Origin of the sequence: Methanobrevibacter sp., assembly GCF_015062935.1 — an archaeon.
GTDB lineage: Archaea > Methanobacteriota > Methanobacteria > Methanobacteriales > Methanobacteriaceae > Methanocatella.
The window spans coordinates 88,481-104,687 of record NZ_SUTM01000009.1 but is presented as its reverse complement, the minus strand read 5'-3'; the positions used below and the strand labels follow the sequence as shown (position 1 = coordinate 104,687).

The 16,207-nt window shown below is 33.7% G+C and carries 13 protein-coding genes; 6 read left to right on the top strand and 7 right to left on the bottom strand.

Annotated features, from left to right (window positions below; all coding sequences use genetic code 11):
• Positions 1-296 precede the first annotated feature (296 nt).
• Positions 297-1,190 (top strand): phosphatase PAP2 family protein, encoded by an 894-nt coding sequence (locus E7Z81_RS05970; protein ID WP_292745321.1) that lies wholly within the window; start codon positions 297-299, stop codon positions 1,188-1,190.
• Between the two features lie 107 nt (positions 1,191-1,297).
• Entirely contained in the window at positions 1,298-2,038 is a 741-nt protein-coding gene (locus tag E7Z81_RS05965) for a heparan-alpha-glucosaminide N-acetyltransferase domain-containing protein (RefSeq protein ID WP_292745319.1), read from the top strand.
• 108 nt (positions 2,039-2,146) lie between these two features.
• Here the strand turns inward: E7Z81_RS05965 and E7Z81_RS05960 are convergent, their stop codons facing one another.
• Positions 2,147-3,466 (bottom strand): hypothetical protein, encoded by a 1,320-nt coding sequence (locus E7Z81_RS05960; protein WP_292745317.1) that lies wholly within the window; start codon positions 3,464-3,466, stop codon positions 2,147-2,149.
• Between the two features lie 199 nt (positions 3,467-3,665).
• On the opposite strand from E7Z81_RS05960, the gene E7Z81_RS05955 reads away from it, so the two are divergent.
• Together E7Z81_RS05955 and E7Z81_RS05950 are read left to right on the top strand one after the other, a co-directional pair.
• Positions 3,666-4,448: a DUF4013 domain-containing protein gene (locus E7Z81_RS05955; protein ID WP_292745315.1), complete on the top strand. Its 783-nt coding sequence runs from the start codon at positions 3,666-3,668 to the stop codon at positions 4,446-4,448.
• A gap of 292 nt (positions 4,449-4,740) precedes the next feature.
• Positions 4,741-5,259: an LPXTG cell wall anchor domain-containing protein gene (locus E7Z81_RS05950; protein WP_292745313.1), complete on the top strand. Its 519-nt coding sequence runs from the start codon at positions 4,741-4,743 to the stop codon at positions 5,257-5,259.
• On the opposite strand, the gene E7Z81_RS05945 is transcribed toward E7Z81_RS05950, so the two are convergent.
• The 4 genes from E7Z81_RS05945 to E7Z81_RS05930 form a co-directional block, all read right to left on the bottom strand.
• Positions 5,256-6,908, bottom strand: coding sequence for an AarF/ABC1/UbiB kinase family protein (locus E7Z81_RS05945; protein ID WP_292745311.1), 1,653 nt, complete (start codon positions 6,906-6,908; stop codon positions 5,256-5,258). The two genes, E7Z81_RS05950 and E7Z81_RS05945, sit on opposite strands and share 4 nt — an antisense overlap.
• 34 nt (positions 6,909-6,942) lie before the next feature.
• Positions 6,943-8,868 carry an endonuclease MutS2 gene (locus tag E7Z81_RS05940; RefSeq protein ID WP_292745309.1) on the bottom strand — a complete coding sequence of 642 codons (1,926 nt, stop codon included), beginning with the start codon at positions 8,866-8,868 and terminating at the stop codon, positions 6,943-6,945.
• A 78-nt stretch (positions 8,869-8,946) separates the two neighbouring features.
• Positions 8,947-11,376, bottom strand: a complete 2,430-nt coding sequence (locus E7Z81_RS05935; RefSeq protein ID WP_292745307.1) for a U32 family peptidase — start codon at positions 11,374-11,376, stop codon at positions 8,947-8,949.
• Complete coding sequence (locus E7Z81_RS05930; protein WP_292745305.1) at positions 11,376-13,877, bottom strand: U32 family peptidase; 2,502 nt, start codon at positions 13,875-13,877, stop codon at positions 11,376-11,378. The genes E7Z81_RS05935 and E7Z81_RS05930 overlap by 1 nt, the downstream gene beginning before the upstream one ends.
• A gap of 78 nt (positions 13,878-13,955) precedes the next feature.
• Here E7Z81_RS05930 and tmk point away from each other — a divergent pair, with 78 nt between their 5' ends.
• Positions 13,956-14,534, top strand: coding sequence for a dTMP kinase (gene tmk / locus E7Z81_RS05925; RefSeq protein ID WP_292745303.1), 579 nt, complete (start codon positions 13,956-13,958; stop codon positions 14,532-14,534).
• Between the two features lie 4 nt (positions 14,535-14,538).
• Entirely contained in the window at positions 14,539-14,997 is a 459-nt protein-coding gene (locus E7Z81_RS05920) for a flavodoxin (RefSeq protein WP_292745301.1), read from the top strand.
• Positions 14,998-15,025: 28 nt separating this feature from the next.
• Here the strand turns inward: E7Z81_RS05920 and E7Z81_RS05915 are convergent, their stop codons facing one another.
• Both E7Z81_RS05915 and E7Z81_RS05910 read right to left on the bottom strand, forming a co-directional pair.
• On the bottom strand, positions 15,026-15,241 hold the full coding sequence (locus E7Z81_RS05915; protein ID WP_292745299.1) for a hypothetical protein: 216 nt from the start codon (positions 15,239-15,241) through the stop codon (positions 15,026-15,028).
• On the bottom strand, positions 15,242-16,204 hold the full coding sequence (locus tag E7Z81_RS05910; RefSeq protein ID WP_292745297.1) for a tyrosine--tRNA ligase: 963 nt from the start codon (positions 16,202-16,204) through the stop codon (positions 15,242-15,244).
• Positions 16,205-16,207: the final 3 nt, after the last annotated feature.

Sequence of the window (16,207 nt, the reverse complement as noted above, 5' to 3'; positions counted from 1 at the left end):
AGAAAAATTAGAAAAGAAAAAAATCTTGCTCCTCAAAAATTTTTTAATCCGAATCACTTAAGTTTTTGAAAGAGCCACAAAAACCGGATAACTTTGTTACAAACTTATTAAAAATCTAGTAAACTGAAATATTGTAAGCAATATAAAAAATATTTATGAAGATATCCTAATATTTCTTTTTTGTTTTTTTTTGGAGTGTTTGCAGAAACAATTTAATTGAAAAAATTAAACTGGATTAAATAGTGACAGTCCTTTTTTAGTAATCTTTTTATTAAATATAAAATATATCTAACATTATGTTTGGAACAGTTTTTTATTTTCCATGGGAAGTTTATCTGATTTTATTCCTGCAAAGTTCGCTTCCTGATTTAGCATTCGGATTTTTTAAAGTTATTGCAGATGTGGTTTCTAAAAATGTCCTTGCATTTTTATTCATTTCAGTCTATCTGGTATACAACAAGGATTGGGGTAAATTCACATTGCTTTCATTGGGTGTGGCAGGTGTATGCTGCGAATTTATCAAGGTGAGTGTTGCACGTTTAAGGCCATATGCTGCTGTGGATAAAATCAAGTGTATTTATGCCAATGTGCCGGACCAGAATCCTCTGGACTTTAAAATCCAGGGATATTCCCTTCCAAGCGGGCATTCAATGCTGGCAACCAACCTGTTTCTGGCTATTCCTATATATCTCAAAAAGATTCCGTATGTCGTTGTTGGGTTGATTGGAGTTTTCATTGTTGCGCTTTCAAGAGTGGGATTGGGCGTTCACTTTCCGACAGACACTATTGCAGGTTTTATCATTGCTTTAGTGATAATATTAATATTGTCCCGTATTTATGATAGGATTGAAAACAGATCATATCTTTATTTAGCTATTGTCGCACTGTCCATTGTGGGAATTGTATTCTGTCCTGTAATAAGCTATATTAAATATGTGGCATTGGCTTCAGGTATTTCATTAGGTTTTCTTTTTGAAGAAAAATATGTTAACTTTGAAAACCCTAAAAGCAGCAGGGATGCAATAGTTAGATTTGTGGGTGCATTAATATTGTTTGCATTACTTTTTGGATTAATCCCGAAACTTCTCGGCGGCGGTGAATTAGTTGATTGTATCAAGTATTCTCTATTTACATTCATAATACTTGCCGTATATCCTTTAGCTTTTAAAAAAATTGATAGGGATGGATGATTAGTCCATTTAATCAATTTTACTTTTTTTTAAATCCTATTTAGTCATATATTTTTTCACAGTTATTTTTCAATTTGTATTCAATCTGGATAAATACTATTTTAACAATGAAAAATAAAGTTATTGTTATAGGAAAGCTTTTTAGCAATATTGATGTCAATAAAGGAAGGCAGATTGAATGGGATTATGCAAAGGTTTTTGCAATTTTTGCAATGATTTTTGTTCATTTTCTGGCGTTCTGTACATTTAGTAAAATAGACTACGGATATCTTGAAGAATACTTATTTATTTTGACTCAGTCTTCTGCACCAATATTCATGTTTGCAATGGGGATTGGGATGGTGTATACTCGACATGATTCTCCAAATGAATTTGTAGTTAGGGGAATCAAGTTACTGATGCTTGGTTTGGTAATCAACACAATGTATTTTTTATTAAATTATTCTGCAGGAGTTCCTCTTGAATACTCCTTACTGTCCTTTTTGGCAAATGACATATTGCAGTTTGCAGGAATAACATTTATTGCAGTTGCAATCTTTAAAAAACTTAACCTAAGTCATACTCAGATTCTGTTGATTGCTATTTTGTTGTCTTTAATCGTATCTTACCCTCCGGACATTACTCTGCAAAATATGTATTTAAATCAGCTTTTGGACAATTTCATTGAAACTGTCGGGCAGAATATTGTTAGCTGTTTTCCATTTTTGAACTGGTTTATCATACCTGCAGCTGGAATGCTGTTTGGAAGTGATTTGATAAGGTGTAATGATAAAGATGAATTATATAAACTGATTTTAAGGTATACTTCCATAACCGCCATTATATTATTTATCGTAGGGTTTATTTAATATAATTGTGGCTATTTTTAATTAAAATGATACTTTCTGAAAAAGTAAAATGTTTTTGTTATTTGTAAAATGAGAATTTTAATAAAAAAAGAAATGAATAAGATGATATTATCTTATTCTGTTGTAAACAAATGCTCCGATTGTAATTGCGACAAATGCAACTACTATGATTGCTGCATTTCCAATAACATTCATCAGGAAACTTCCAACAGATTTCAGGAAGTCTATGATTGACTGAATTAATGCTATGATCTGATTGATTAAATCAATAAGGAAATTTATCAATGAGGAGAGCAATCCTAAAATCCATTGTATAAGGCCAATAATTGCGGATATAATTCCCATAATGAGATTTATTATGTATGAAATCAAGTTTATGAGCTGCTGAAGAGCATTCAATATGAGATTTAAAAGTCCCGCAAGTTCTTTCCATATCGACTCGAGCATATCTATAAGCTGGTGAATCGCATCTATCAGAGACTGAAGTTCCGCCATGAAGTTTGTATACATGTCTATCAGTCCTTGAATAGCGCCCATAATCATTAAATAGTCATTTACTAACGCATCGATAATAGGTTTCCAGCTGTCATAGAGTGCATTCATAAGTGAAGCCAGATAATCATATAATGCCTGTAGGAATGTGGCATTTGTGTCATTATCGAGAGTTTGGTTTAAATTTGTAAGGTTGGTTGTATTTGTTGCGTTAGTTACATTATTGGTTGCATTAGTGGTATTGGTCATATTAGTTGTCTGATTTTCGCCCGCAGCATTATCGATGGATCTGAATGACACTTTATATGCGAAATAATCTGATTCATTACCTGATACGGATTTTAAAACTTCAAAGTCAAAAATGGCTTCAGTACTATTGTCTATTTGAACAACTGCATGGTCACCAACATTTCCGTGTGACTCTTCAATCGCTTTTCCAATCTTGCCACCGGTGGATCCGGTTTTTACAATATCTGATATTACTTTTTTAATCTGTCCTGAAGAACCATGCTTGTAGCATTCGATTATGGCATGTTTGAGAGTATTTGCATCGCTGGCATGTGAGGTGGATACTCGGTTGAATTGGTCCCCTGAACTTGCTGGGGATTTTGAATAATCAAGAATGAATCCTCTAAATCCGTCGCTAAATGCAATTCCATTTCCTTTTCCTCTAGCTGTAACATCGCCCTTTTTTGTTTTATCGTCCTTTTTATCTTTATTCGTTTTTTTGTCCTTATCAGTGTTCTTTTTATCATCCTTTTTGTGGTCATCCGATGTATCGTCATCGTTACCATCATCGGAGTCGTCTCCATCGACTGTGCTGTCATCACCAGGTGTAGAATCATCATCCTGTGTGGCATTGTCTGCTACAACAATGCTTAAACAGCAAAAGGATATTAATATAACCAGAATCAATGCAACTATTTTTTTGTTCATATTACGCCTCTTTACTTATAATTTATATTATTCACATATATTAAGATTATTGTAGTCGGTTGATTTTTCATACAGGAATTTCCGTACATTTGTTCGGTTTTCGACCCATATTCTTTAAATTTTAAATACTATTATCTAAAAATATATACCTATAAAGCAGTTAAGTTATGTGATAAATATGAATTTACGTGAAATTATAATGGACGCTATTAAATATCCTATTAGCGATACTCGAAAATTTTTAATATTCTGTGTTTTAATTATTATAATGAGCTTATCAACAATTCTTCCATCTTATGGCTTGAAGAATAATACTTTGACTATTATCTTAAGCCTTGTGACTTTAATTGTTTCATTTGTAGTTTTAGGGTACTCAGTTGAGGTCATTAAAAGCGGAACTGATGGTGAGGATACACTTCCTGATTTTGATTATGTAAAACAGTTTGTCATGGGGATCAAGGCATTTATTTTAGATGTGATATATTTCATCATACCTGCAGTCATTGTCTTACTTGTCGCTTCAGCAACAGGACTGTTTTCTTCACTCACTAAAATCATATATGCAAGTATTGACGCAATGGCTAATGGTGCAAGCAATGCAACCATGATAATGTCAGCAATTCCAAAAGCAACAATGAACACATTCACTAATGCGTTAACCATTTCTTTAATTGTTGGAATTATATTATTTATCATATTTTCATTGATGTCATTTACTGCAAGAGTCAGATTTGCAAAATCCGGAAGCGGAACTGAAGGTCTCAGATTCAGAGAAATACTGAAAGACATGTCAAAAGTCGGTTTTATAAAGATTATAGTTACCTTAATTGTAATTTATATAATTTCATTCGCTTTGATATTTGTCATCACTCTAATCGGATTGATTCCATATATTGGTGTTTTCATAGGCATTTTTGTCGGACTGCCATTTATGGTGCTGTTTTTCTATAGAGCTGTCGGTTTATTATTTGCAGACGCATAATATTAAACCATTTTTTATTTTTATTTTTTCTTCTAATTTTTTTCACTTATTTTCAATGATTCAAGCATATTTTAACAGACCCTATTGCTTGTGAATAATCCTCTGATTTTTTTAAAATATTTGTATCGACCTTGTTATTTTTAAATAAGATATATTTGGTCTTATTTAAGTATTTTAAGATGAAAATAAGCGATTGTATTCGAAAAACTTTATATAATGGCTTTTTAATATAATTACTTGTGTAAAGAGGTGTTATTTCAAAATCAACCTCTAATTTTCATGGGTGATTATTATGAATCTTTCAAAAAAATTATTAACTTTACTTGCAATATTTTGTGTAATTGCATCTGCTGGTGTTGTTTGCGCAGCAGATAATGATGGTGGTTATGTGGGAAGTGACTATGCGGATGGCATGGGAAGTTATGCCGGTAGTCAATATGAAGATAGGGGTTATGCCGGAAGCAACTGTCAGGATGATGGTGGTTGGGCTGGAAGCCAATACAATGAAACTGCAGAAAACGCTGCAGCAAACCAAACAGCTCCTGCAGCAGGAGAACCAACTGGCGCAACTAACATGACTGCAAACGCAACATCTTCTCACACAATGTTAGCTACAGGTAATCCAATTTTAATATTACTTGGAGTATCAGCAGTATTAGGTGGTGCAGCTGTCTTAAGAAAAAAAACTAAACAGATTATTTTAAGCAGAAAAATATTATTCTGCTTTTTTTTCATATTTATTGAATTTTTTTTAAGGTCTATTTTTTTCATTGGGTTAAATTTCATAAATATTTACAAGTGGCGTACTTAATCGGTTTCCATCATATATTTGACTATTAAAATTCCGCCCAATACGGCACTGAACAAGAATCCTCCTAATCCTAATAGGGGGATTTCAAATATTTTCGGTCCCACATTGCTTACTAGTGCTAGTGATGAACCTAAAATTAATGCAGACAAGATCAATGATATGGATAGCTGATTTATAATTTCACTGATTTCAAGAACTCTTATGTTTACTTCAAGGTTTCCTTCTTCTATTTTGGAGATTGTGTTGTTTATTGTATCGGGCAAGTCTTTTGCGAGATGTTCTAATTGCATGAGGTAATTTACACCCACTCTTCCCAATCGTCCAGGTTTGTATTTGTTAATAACTATCTTTCGGGATAATTTCTTTAATTCGGTTGCCGCATTGAACTCGGGATCTAACTTTTTACCGGTATCTTCAATTAAAGCAATTCCCCGTCCAATCATAATGAATTCTTTTGGAAGAACGACATTATTTTTAACCATTACATTAAGTAAATCTTCCATTACACCATCCATGTTTTTCAATTCGGCACCATAATAGCGATTTAACAGGTCTTCAACGTCTGCTTGCAGGTCCTCTGTGTTTTGGGAAGGTGTGATAATGTCCATGTAGATTAACTGCTTGATAATGTCACCACTATTTCTATTTATTAAAAGCAGGATTAATTCGGCCAGACTCTCTTTAAAGTCCTCAGTTAATATTCCCATCATTCCCATATCGATATAACACAGTTTATTGTCCTCAGTGACAATCAGGTTTCCCGGATGGGGGTCGGCGTGGAAAAATCCATCTATCAAAACTTGTTTAAAATAAGATTTAACACCATATTTTGATATTTTCTTCTTATTGATGTCTGGATATTCTTTTTTAAGCAAATCTGTAACTTCAATACCTTTTATCAGTTCCATAACAATTACTTTTGAAGCGCAGTAATCAGTATATGGTTCCGGAATTTTGATATAATGGACGCCTTTGAAGTTCTTTGAAAGATTTTGCATATTCATTACTTCGTCCAAATAGTTAAGCTCTTTGAATATTGACCTTTCAAACTCTTTAACCACTGCAGGCAGATTGTATGTTCTTGTTTGGAAAATGTATTTGTCGACTCTTTTTGCCAAAAATTTCATTATTTCTATATCTGATTTCACAATTTCATATGAATTTGGCTTTTGAACTTTAACTGCAACATATTCTCCATTTTCTTTTAATTTAGCTTTATATACTTGTCCAATTGAAGCTGAACCAATAGGAGTTTCATCAATTTTTGAAAAAATTTCATCAATTGGTTTTCCAAGTTCACTTTCAATAACTTCTTTCATTTCATTAAAAGGTGTGGTTGGAGTGTTATCCCTTAAGGATTGGAGCTCTTCGGCAGTTTCGATTCCAACAAGGTCGGGTCTTGTACTTAGCATTTGGCCTAATTTAATATAAGCCGGTCCCAATTCCTCAAATACTTTCCTAATTCTTACTGAAATAGATTCATCTGCAGTTTTTTCTTCCTTTTCGATTTTACGATTTCTTATAAATGGAAATTTGCTAAAAAAACTATTTTCTTCAATCAGATATCCTAAATAGTTCTTTTTAAGGACCTGATATATTTCATTAATTCTTTTAATGTTTTCGTTTTGAGGATGGGAAATAACTTTCATCAAATATAAATAGTAAAAAGTAGTATATGTTTTTTTAGAATTTTTCTAAAATTCTGGCATATACTGCTTTTAAATCATCATCTGATTTTTCATAGATTCTTTTTAGAATTAATTCAGGGGTACTTTTTGCAAGGAAATTCATTTTAGGTGTTCTATCAACAATTAAATTATAATTTTCGTCCAATCCTTTGGCTTCAATACCATCTACTCTGATGTCTGTGTAGTTCATTAGTTCACGGGCCATGTGTGTGACAATGACTCCATAGGAATTGGATTCTTTAATCATATCAATAAATGTGGATATGATTTTAACTGCTGCATCAAGTTCTGTGATTCCTTCAAGTTCATCAAGTAATACTAACTTTTCACTATTGGTGGTGACGATTGGTATGAACACATTTAAGAATGATTCGAATGCGCCTGCATCTAAAGATCGTTTTTTGGAAAAGTGATAAATTTCATCACATAATTTAATCTCAGCATTCTGCGCACTTACAGGAAGTCCCATTTGCGCCATAATTTGAATTTGTGTCAATGTTTCAAGAAGTGTGGTTTTACCACCGCTGTTTGCACCGGTCAAAAGTGCAATATTTTCATCTTTTGTTAATTGATAGTCGACAGTCTGAACATAATCATTGTCTTTCTTAAGTGCAAGTTCCAGATGCAGTGCGCCGTTTAATTTGATTTCATCACCAAATTCCGGCTTGCATAAATCATATTCATATGCAAAACTGCCTAAACTGAATTCGTAATCGAATTTTATAGCATCTTCGACTTCTTCAATTGCTCTTTTCTTTATTGAGTTTAATTCAATTGCAGCACTTTTTTTAATGTCAAATATGTCATTTTCTTTTTTGGATGACTGTTCCAGGGTTACTCTTTGGATTTCATTTTCATCAATTTGAATTGGGTATGTTCTTAAGAACGGGTCAAAACTTAGCCCGGTTTTTTCACGAATAATGTCTTTACGTTTATTGATAATTTCGTCAAATATTTTGCTTATCTTTGGTGGGAAGTTATTGTTTAATAGGTTGAGAACTTCATCTCCTTCAAGGTCAACTTGTTTTATGGATTTTTCTAACTCATCATCCATATCATCCTTTAAGGAATTAACAAGTTCTTCAATGTCAACTTCTCTTTTATCAATAATGTTAAGTTCATCAAGTATTGGAATGATGTCTCCTAGAACACTTTCCTTATTTCTGATTTTTTGAATTTCATGAACTCTATTGAACAGGTCTTTATTCTGCATGAAAAAGTTGATTATTTTTTCAGGAACGATTTCATAATCATTGTCTTCAATATTAATCATTACAAGGTTTGGCATTCCTTCAAAATCAAGAATTCCTTCAGAATAAACATAGAATACAAGGTCATAATTCATCATTTCTTCCTGAAGCAATGGTGAATCGCTTGCTGTAAGAATTGGGTAATATTGATTTAAACCTAAATCACAGAGGTAGGAATTGTCTTCTTCCCTTTCAACAAGTATGACTTTACTTGGATCATATTCGGCTTTGGCTTCTTCAACCTCTTTCAGATTTTTCATCAATCCTCTTAGCTTGATGATTGGGAGCTGTGAAACATGTTCCTTTGCATTCATCACAAAGTCGAGCTGAGAATTTATCTTGTCAATGTCTTTTGAAGGAGAAAGCAGCAGTATTCTGTTTTTTGAATAGGAAGTATTGGAATAGGATAATATTTTATTTATAATGTCTTCATAGAGATCTATTGCTCTGTCACTTTTTATAAATTCATATTCGGGATTGTTCAATAGTTGATTCATTATTTCAATAGCTTTTCTTTGACTAATTCCTTCAATATTGGATATCTTTTCAACATCCACATTATCAACTATTTTTTGGAGTTCTTCTTCTCCTCCAACGCTGTTTATTATTTTTTCGGATATTTTATCTCCTATACCTTTTATGTTTTGCAATGTAATTCTTTCTCCTTGCATTTTTACCAAACCCTTTTGTAGTTAAAATATAATTTTTAATATATATTCAATATTGCCGAGAGCATTTGATAAGTAATATCAGTAGTTTCCCAGTGTATTTTTGGAACTGTATTTTAACAGTTTTTTCTCATCAATATCTTCATCAATAGCCTGTTTATAAATATCAATTATTTTACAGTATTCATCATCTCTCCAGCGACCGTCTATAGAGAAATTACAAAAACCAATCTTTTTTAGATGTTTAATTTCATCAAGTAATGAGAGTTCGCTGTCATCAAAGATTTCCAACTCTTCCTGTGAAATGCTTTTATGAATCGGATATCTGTTATTTTTTCTGTCGATTAAATAGAAGTTATTCTTATTTTTGATTTGTTTGAATTCTTTTTTGGATAAAATTGAGTATCTGCTTTTCATCAGTTCAACTGATCCCTGAACAAGCATTTCAATCTTTTCGGGATTTTTAGCATTGTCAATAATATTTTCATAGTCTTTTTTGGTTAATTCAGGGGATAGTGTAATTATTTTGTAGTTTTCTAAACTGTCTATGCTTTGTGTATTTGTGATGTTCATTGAATATGGTCCATATTCTCCGTTAAAGTTGCCGGTCATGACGGGCAGTGAATAATGCATCTTATTAAGAATCCCTCTTACTTTATTCAATGTTTTGATTAATTTGTCATGGGTAATGTCTGGCCATTTCCAGATAATCTCGTAATCTTTATCATATGAAATTTCCAAAGCTTCTTTTATAAAATTCACCATGTAATTGATATTTGGAGTGTTCGGACTGGTTATGTCCACATCATCATGTTCAGGGGGAATTTCAAGGTAGACTCTCTTGACATTATCAATCTCTTTTAGGTGATTCAGGTTGTTTGTGTAAAATGAAAAGTTAACAGGATTTTTTTTATGCTCTGATTTTTCATGTGTTAATGTAATTTTTTCGCATTCGTGTTTATATGAGTTTTCAACTTCCTTTTTCAAAGCTTCAAAGAGGTTCCTTCTAAGTTCATTGAGTTTGCTGATTGGAATAAACAGTGTCCCGTCATAGTTTATGTTGATTTGTGTTATCTCATAAGGGTAATTGTCAATTTTTGCAAGCTGTTTTTTAACGGTTTCTGCTGTAACACTCTTTTTTAGGGGTTTTTCAAAAGGAGTATTTCCTCTTACTTCACATTCTATCTGCCTACGGTTTGCAAGTGTCAGCCTGCCCTTTAAATGTGGGAACTTATTTTTCAGTGAAAATGTTATTGTAAGCTTTGATTTGATAAAGCTCCTTCCTTTATTTTCTATTTCCTTAACTTTCTTGTTTAAATTATTTCTTTTGGTTAGATACACATTGGAATCGGTTAAATCAAAAGTAATTTTCTTGTTCTGCCAAACCTTTTTAACAATCATCACCTTGTCTTTTCGGGTAAAATCCTTGATCTGTTTATTTTTACCTTTTTTAAAATGATTTAAAGTTGTTATTATTGGATTTTGGGATATTTCCAGTCCATAATCGTTATTTTTCTTAACAATCAGCAATCCGTCTCCTTTTTCAGGTATGGTTTTGATGGAGTCATCTATTCTAACTGCAATCTGGTTTTTCTGGCTGTCTATGACCTTACCTATTTTCAAGCCGACATGCCCTGCCCTGATGCTTCTTTTGGATTTGTGGCTGAACTGTCCTTCAACAAATCCTCTGTTGAATACCAAGCTTAACTCTTCATCATTGGTGTTTTTCATACTTTTTAGCTTGTTCAGTGCTTTTCTGTAATTGCTTATTACAATTGCCAGGTATTCCTTGCTGCGCATTCTTCCTTCAATCTTTATGCAGGATATATTTAGCTCGGCTATTTCCTTCAGCTGATTGAACAGGTTTAAATCGCATGGGGAGAGATAATAGTCCTCTCTTTTCATTCCATTGATTTTATATTTCTGGCGACATGGCTGGGCACAGGTTCCTCTGTTTCCGCTGCGCCCTCCTTTGAAACTGCTCATGAGGCACTGTCCTGAATAGGAATAGCAAAGCGCACCATGTGCAAATATTTCAAGTTCCATATTTGTTTTAAGCTGGGAAATTTCTTCACGTCTCATTTCGCGAGGAAGGACAACTCTTTTAATTCCTTTGCTTTCAATATAATTCAGTTTCAGCTGATTTTCACAGGTCATCTGGGTTGAGGCATGAATTTTCAAGTGGGGCAGATGTCTGTTTATCAGTTCGACCAATCCTAAATCCTGAATTAAAACGGCATCTACTCCAATAGCATATAGCTTTGAAAGATAGTTTATAACATCTTCCAGTTCGTCCTCTTTGATTAGTGTGTTGACGGTAACGTAAACCTTAACGTTATGCAGATGGGCTATGTTTACTGCATCATCAATTTCATCTAAGGTGAAGTTCTCGGCAAACTTGCGGGCTCCATAGTCTTTTCCGGACAGGTATACTGAACTGGCTCCTGCATTTATTGCCACTTTCAAATGGTCCATGGATCCGACTGGTGCAAGCAATTCTGGAATTCTCATTATTTGTCCTCGTGTAATCTTCCTTCAATGTAATTGCCTTTGTTAATGTAAGACTGGGAGAAATCCATAATCTGATATTTGTATTTGGTCAGTTCCTCCTGGTCTTTATTTTTGAGGCTTTCTGTGTATATTGACAATATCTGAGAGGTGTATTTTTCATTGGAGTATCTGCAGTCCAATATCAGGGAGTCAAGACCCATCTCCTTAATCTCATTCATCTCTTCAATCAGACATAGGCAGTCCTTGTTGATGATGTGGCTCTGTCTGTTGTAGTCAAAAAAGATTTTATATTTGAATTTTTTTCTTTTTTTGTCTTCTAAAGTAGCATAATCAGCATCGTTTGAGATGATGAAATCTTTTCCGTCGTTCAAGTTGGTAAAGTCGTCTTTGCTTACAATAACTTCAAGGTTTCCATTAACAATCATCTCAAGGTCAATGTTTCTGTCATGGTTTTTAAGAACTATCTCTTTAATTTCACGGCCGGACAGTTCAGATGATAAAATAAGTGATTTGAAACCTGCGGCATTTAGGTTGTGTACGCAGAAGCTGTTCCATACATTCAGATTATGGTTTCCGTAGATTCTGCAGTCGAATATTTCATCCATTCCAGGGAAATCTCCCATGACTGAAATGATTATTCCCTCATTTTCAAGCTCCTTGATGATTTCGTTGCATTTTATTGCATCCTCTTCGCTGATAAATGATGATAAAACCCAAACAAATTCGGTTGGAGCAGCCATCAGACTTCCCTGTTTGAGTGTTTCTTTAATGTTTTCAAAATAGTCGTCAGGATTGTTATAGTGGCAGTTTCCATCAAAGTAAATCCTCTTCAAATCAAAGCCTGATGCAGCTTTAATCTGTGAAATGTCATCTATAAATAAAGATAATTTCGGTGTTTTCCTTTTTATTTTACCTTCATTGCTGGTGTAATCTTCAAAGAATTTTGTTAAATCTTTACGAACTGCCTTAACTGATTTTTTAGTAGGTGTATAATGTTTTAGAAGCAAATCTGTTGCAGTATCCAGAATTTCACGCCTGATCTGGTTGATTTCACTGATTGGTATGAAAAGGTCTTTAGGCATGTTGTTGAATCTGATATTGTTGATGTAAAACGGTGTTCCTCCAGTCTTTTTGAGCTGTTTTTCAATGGTTTCTTCAGTAACTGGCTTATTTTTAGCCTTTTCAAATTTATCCAATGTTTTATGTCTGAAATTTATCAGTTCGTCGTCGAGATAATATTCGACTTTGGTAAATAAATTTAAATTTTCATCCCATGTCAGTGATAAATTGATTCCGACATTGTTTTTAATGGTCTCTTTTTCAAACTGCTTTAAGTATTCGTGAGTTGATTTGGAATAGCTGATAAATACTTCAGTTCCTACCTTGACAAGTCTGGTGGTGTCGATAATGATTTCATTTTCATCCTGCTTTATGATGTTTTCAAGATAAATCCCCTTGATTTTGCCGTTGTATTTAAATGCAATTCCGTCTCCAGGTTCCAATATGACTGGGATTTCTTTGTTTTTAACTTCAATTGTAACTTTTGTGCCGTCAATGTCAGTTATGTCTCCGATGTATAGTCCTTCATGGCCGGAATGACCTCTTCCCATTACTTCTCCGGGGGTGTCTCCCATCATGTATCCGTTTGTAAACTGTCTGTTGAATACAAGGTGAAGGTCTTTTTTGTAATCTCCGGGATTTCCGTCAATGAGATTTCTGTAACTGTTTACAATGGTTCCTATATAATCTCCTGATTTCATTCTGCCTTCCAGCTTCAGAGATTTGACTCCGGCATTTGAAATGGCTTCAAGATTGTTGTAGGTTGCAAGGTCATGTGTTGAGAGAAGATATCCGTTTCCGATATTGTATCCTCTATATTTCAAACGGTATTCACGTCTGCATGGCTGTGCACATGCTCCTCTGTTCCCGCTTCTTCCGCTGTTGTATGAAGACATGTAACATTTTCCGCTGACACAGTAACACAGCGCCCCATGGCCGAATGTTTCAATGTCCATGTCAATGTTGTCCTTTTTAAGGCGTTCTGTAGTTTCACTAATCTGTTCAATGGTAACTTCCCTTGGAAGCACAACCCTTTTGATGTTGTTTTTGCTCGCCCATTTTATTGACGGATAATTGTTCAGACCCATCTGTGTTGATGCATGAACTTCCAGATCAGGAATGAATGTCTTTAAAAGCCAAATCAATCCCAAATCCTGCACGATAACTGCATCGACTCCAATCTGATATAATTTGAACAAGTATTTTAAAACATCAACAATCTCAAAATTGTTAATCAATGTATTGACAGTAACATGAACTTTAACGCCATTTAAATGAGCATAATTAACAGCCTTTTCTATTTCTTCCAGGGTAAAATTTTTAGCATATGCTCTAGCACCATAATTTTGCCCAGCAATATAAACTGCATCAGCACCTGCATTGACTGCGATAACTAACACTTCATAAGAACCTGCTGGGGCCAGTAATTCCTCTAAAACCATTTTATTTAAACACCTTTTCGATTATACATTTATATTTTTGTAATTAATTATATATTAAATTAAAACATAATCTATTTTATGTACATAGTATTTGAAGGAATAGATGGTGTAGGTAAATCCACCCAAATTCAAATGTTGGCCGAATGGCTGGAAAATAACGGTTTCAGAGTCGAGACATTGGTCGAACCAACTGATTCCGAAGTGGGAAAACTGATTAGACGTATTCTGCAGCATCCTGATGCTCAGTCTGACAAGTTTCAAAAAATTCTGGCCCTGCTTTTCGCAGCCGACAGGATGATGATAATGGATAAACTGGAAGATGAATCCAAAATAATTATTTCAGACAGGTCATTTATTTCATCACTGGCTTATCAGGAACCTGCCGAATGGGTTGAAACCTTAAACAGATATGCTAAAAAACCGGATTTATTGATTTTACTTGATTTGGATGCTAAAAAATCTGTTGCAAGAACATCTGGTGAAGATACATTTGAAAATGTGAATTATTTGACTGGTGTTAGAGAAAATTATCTGAAATTGGCTGAAAATTACACTCATGAAATAATAGATGCCGATAAGGGTATAAATAAGGTATCTTCAGATATCAAAAAGGCCGTAGCACCATATCTTGGAATCTGTCCGGATTGTATTAGGTGATATTATGAACGTTTTAGTTGCTTATTATTCAAGAACAAACATTACAAAAGAACTTGCATTGGAGATTGCAAAAGCAACCAATGCAGATACAGAAGAAATCATTTCAAAAGTAAATTATGACGGAAAACTGGGTTATGCCAGAGCAGGTAAAGACGGTATGACTGCAAAAATAATTGATTTGGAGAATTTAAAGCATGACCCTTCCGATTATGATTTGATATATATGGGAGTTCCTGTATGGGCAGGAAAAGCTGCAAACCCTATGATTTCCTATATTAAACAGAATGAAGGTAAATTTGCTGATGTCAAATTCTTTGCAACTGCAGGAAGCAGCGGATTTGAAGGAGCTTTTAAACAAATGGAAAAGTTTGTTGGTAAATCCCCATTGAAAACACTGGCTTTAACTACAAAAGAAGTAAAATCCGGCGATTTTAAAAATAAGTTAAATTCATTTTTAGAATAATTTTAAAAAAATAATTTATGGAGAATAATTATTCTCCACTTTCTAATTCGTGTAATCTTTCACGAATAGCATTTTCCAAGAATTCTCTTACTTTTACAAGCTCATCATATTCTCCGATTATTTTAGGTCCAAATTCAGTCTGTTCCAATTTAATGTCGAATTTTTCATAAGCATGAGCAAGCATCTGTTCGCCGACACCGTTAGGTAATCCCATTTCAAATTCTTCTTTTTCTTCTACAGCCATTTAATTCTCCTCCATGTATTCTCTTACAGGGGCAAAGAATTCAATTAGGAAATCTTTGATTCCGTTTTTCAAATCCATTGGATGTAAGTTTCCTTCACTGAAGTCTTTAATTAACTCATCATGTGTTAATTCAATGTCTCCACCGAATTTTTCAGGTCTTTTAATAAGTAAAGTATCTTGATTAGGGTAAACGAAGGTTTCAGCTATTTCAATCATAGGATTGCCTTCAATTTCTCCTTGAGGACAGTAACTTTTGTTGATTTTTTTGGTAATTTCTTTAACGGAGTCGTCCACTGCAATGTAGTTTCCTTTACTTGAAGACATTTTAGCGTCACCGTCAAGTCCATGTAATAATGGTGTGTGAATACAAACAGGTGGTTTTTCACCGATTTTTTCCAGGTTTTCACGTGCTAGCATTTGGATTTTTCTCTGTTCCATGCCTCCGAGTGCAATATCAACTTCCAATGCAGCCATATCAACAGTTTGCATAATCGGATAAATTACACTTGCCACTTTAGGATTGTCATCCGCACGGCTTACCTGATCCATACTTCTTCTAGCTCTTTTTAAAGTGGTCATTGTAGCTAATTGATAAACTTTATCAGTATAATCTGGTTCTAATTGGAAGGATGAACCGTATACGTATTCTGTTGTTTCATCAAGACCTAAAGCCTGGAAACATTTTTTATTGTATTCGGCAGTTTCAGCAATTTCTTCAACGGTACCTTTTCCGTTTAGAAATGCATGATAGTCTGCTAAAAGAATTTTTATTTTAAATCCTAACTTTTGCAATTGTTTTAATTTCTGTACAGTTACTGCATGTCCTAAATGTATTTTTCCGGAAGGTTCATAACCTGTATAAGCTATAGGCTGTTCTTTTTTAAGAACTTCTTTTAACTCTTCGATATCTATGATTTCTAATGTTCCTTCCTCAATTAATTGAATTTTTTCTTCAATGTCCATTTT

Bases quoted from the DNA above. Each gene is read 5' to 3' on its own strand.
- E7Z81_RS05915 (WP_292745299.1), bottom strand. From the start codon at position 15,241: ATGGCTGTAGAAGAAAAAGAAGAATTTGAAATGGGATTACCTAACGGT.
- E7Z81_RS05930 (WP_292745305.1), bottom strand. From the start codon at position 13,877: ATGGTTTTAGAGGAATTACTGGCCCCAGCAGGTTCTTATGAAGTGTTA.
- E7Z81_RS05910 (WP_292745297.1), bottom strand. From the start codon at position 16,204: ATGGACATTGAAGAAAAAATTCAATTAATTGAGGAAGGAACATTAGAA.
- E7Z81_RS05920 (WP_292745301.1), top strand. From the start codon at position 14,539: ATGAACGTTTTAGTTGCTTATTATTCAAGAACAAACATTACAAAAGAA.
- E7Z81_RS05960 (WP_292745317.1), bottom strand. From the start codon at position 3,466: ATGAACAAAAAAATAGTTGCATTGATTCTGGTTATATTAATATCCTTT.
- E7Z81_RS05940 (WP_292745309.1), bottom strand. From the start codon at position 8,868: ATGCAAGGAGAAAGAATTACATTGCAAAACATAAAAGGTATAGGAGAT.
- E7Z81_RS05950 (WP_292745313.1), top strand. From the start codon at position 4,741: ATGAATCTTTCAAAAAAATTATTAACTTTACTTGCAATATTTTGTGTA.
- E7Z81_RS05965 (WP_292745319.1), top strand. From the start codon at position 1,298: ATGAAAAATAAAGTTATTGTTATAGGAAAGCTTTTTAGCAATATTGAT.
- E7Z81_RS05935 (WP_292745307.1), bottom strand. From the start codon at position 11,376: ATGAGAATTCCAGAATTGCTTGCACCAGTCGGATCCATGGACCATTTG.
- E7Z81_RS05945 (WP_292745311.1), bottom strand. From the start codon at position 6,908: ATGAAAGTTATTTCCCATCCTCAAAACGAAAACATTAAAAGAATTAAT.
- tmk (WP_292745303.1), top strand. From the start codon at position 13,956: ATGTACATAGTATTTGAAGGAATAGATGGTGTAGGTAAATCCACCCAA.
- E7Z81_RS05970 (WP_292745321.1), top strand. From the start codon at position 297: ATGTTTGGAACAGTTTTTTATTTTCCATGGGAAGTTTATCTGATTTTA.
- E7Z81_RS05955 (WP_292745315.1), top strand. From the start codon at position 3,666: ATGGACGCTATTAAATATCCTATTAGCGATACTCGAAAATTTTTAATA.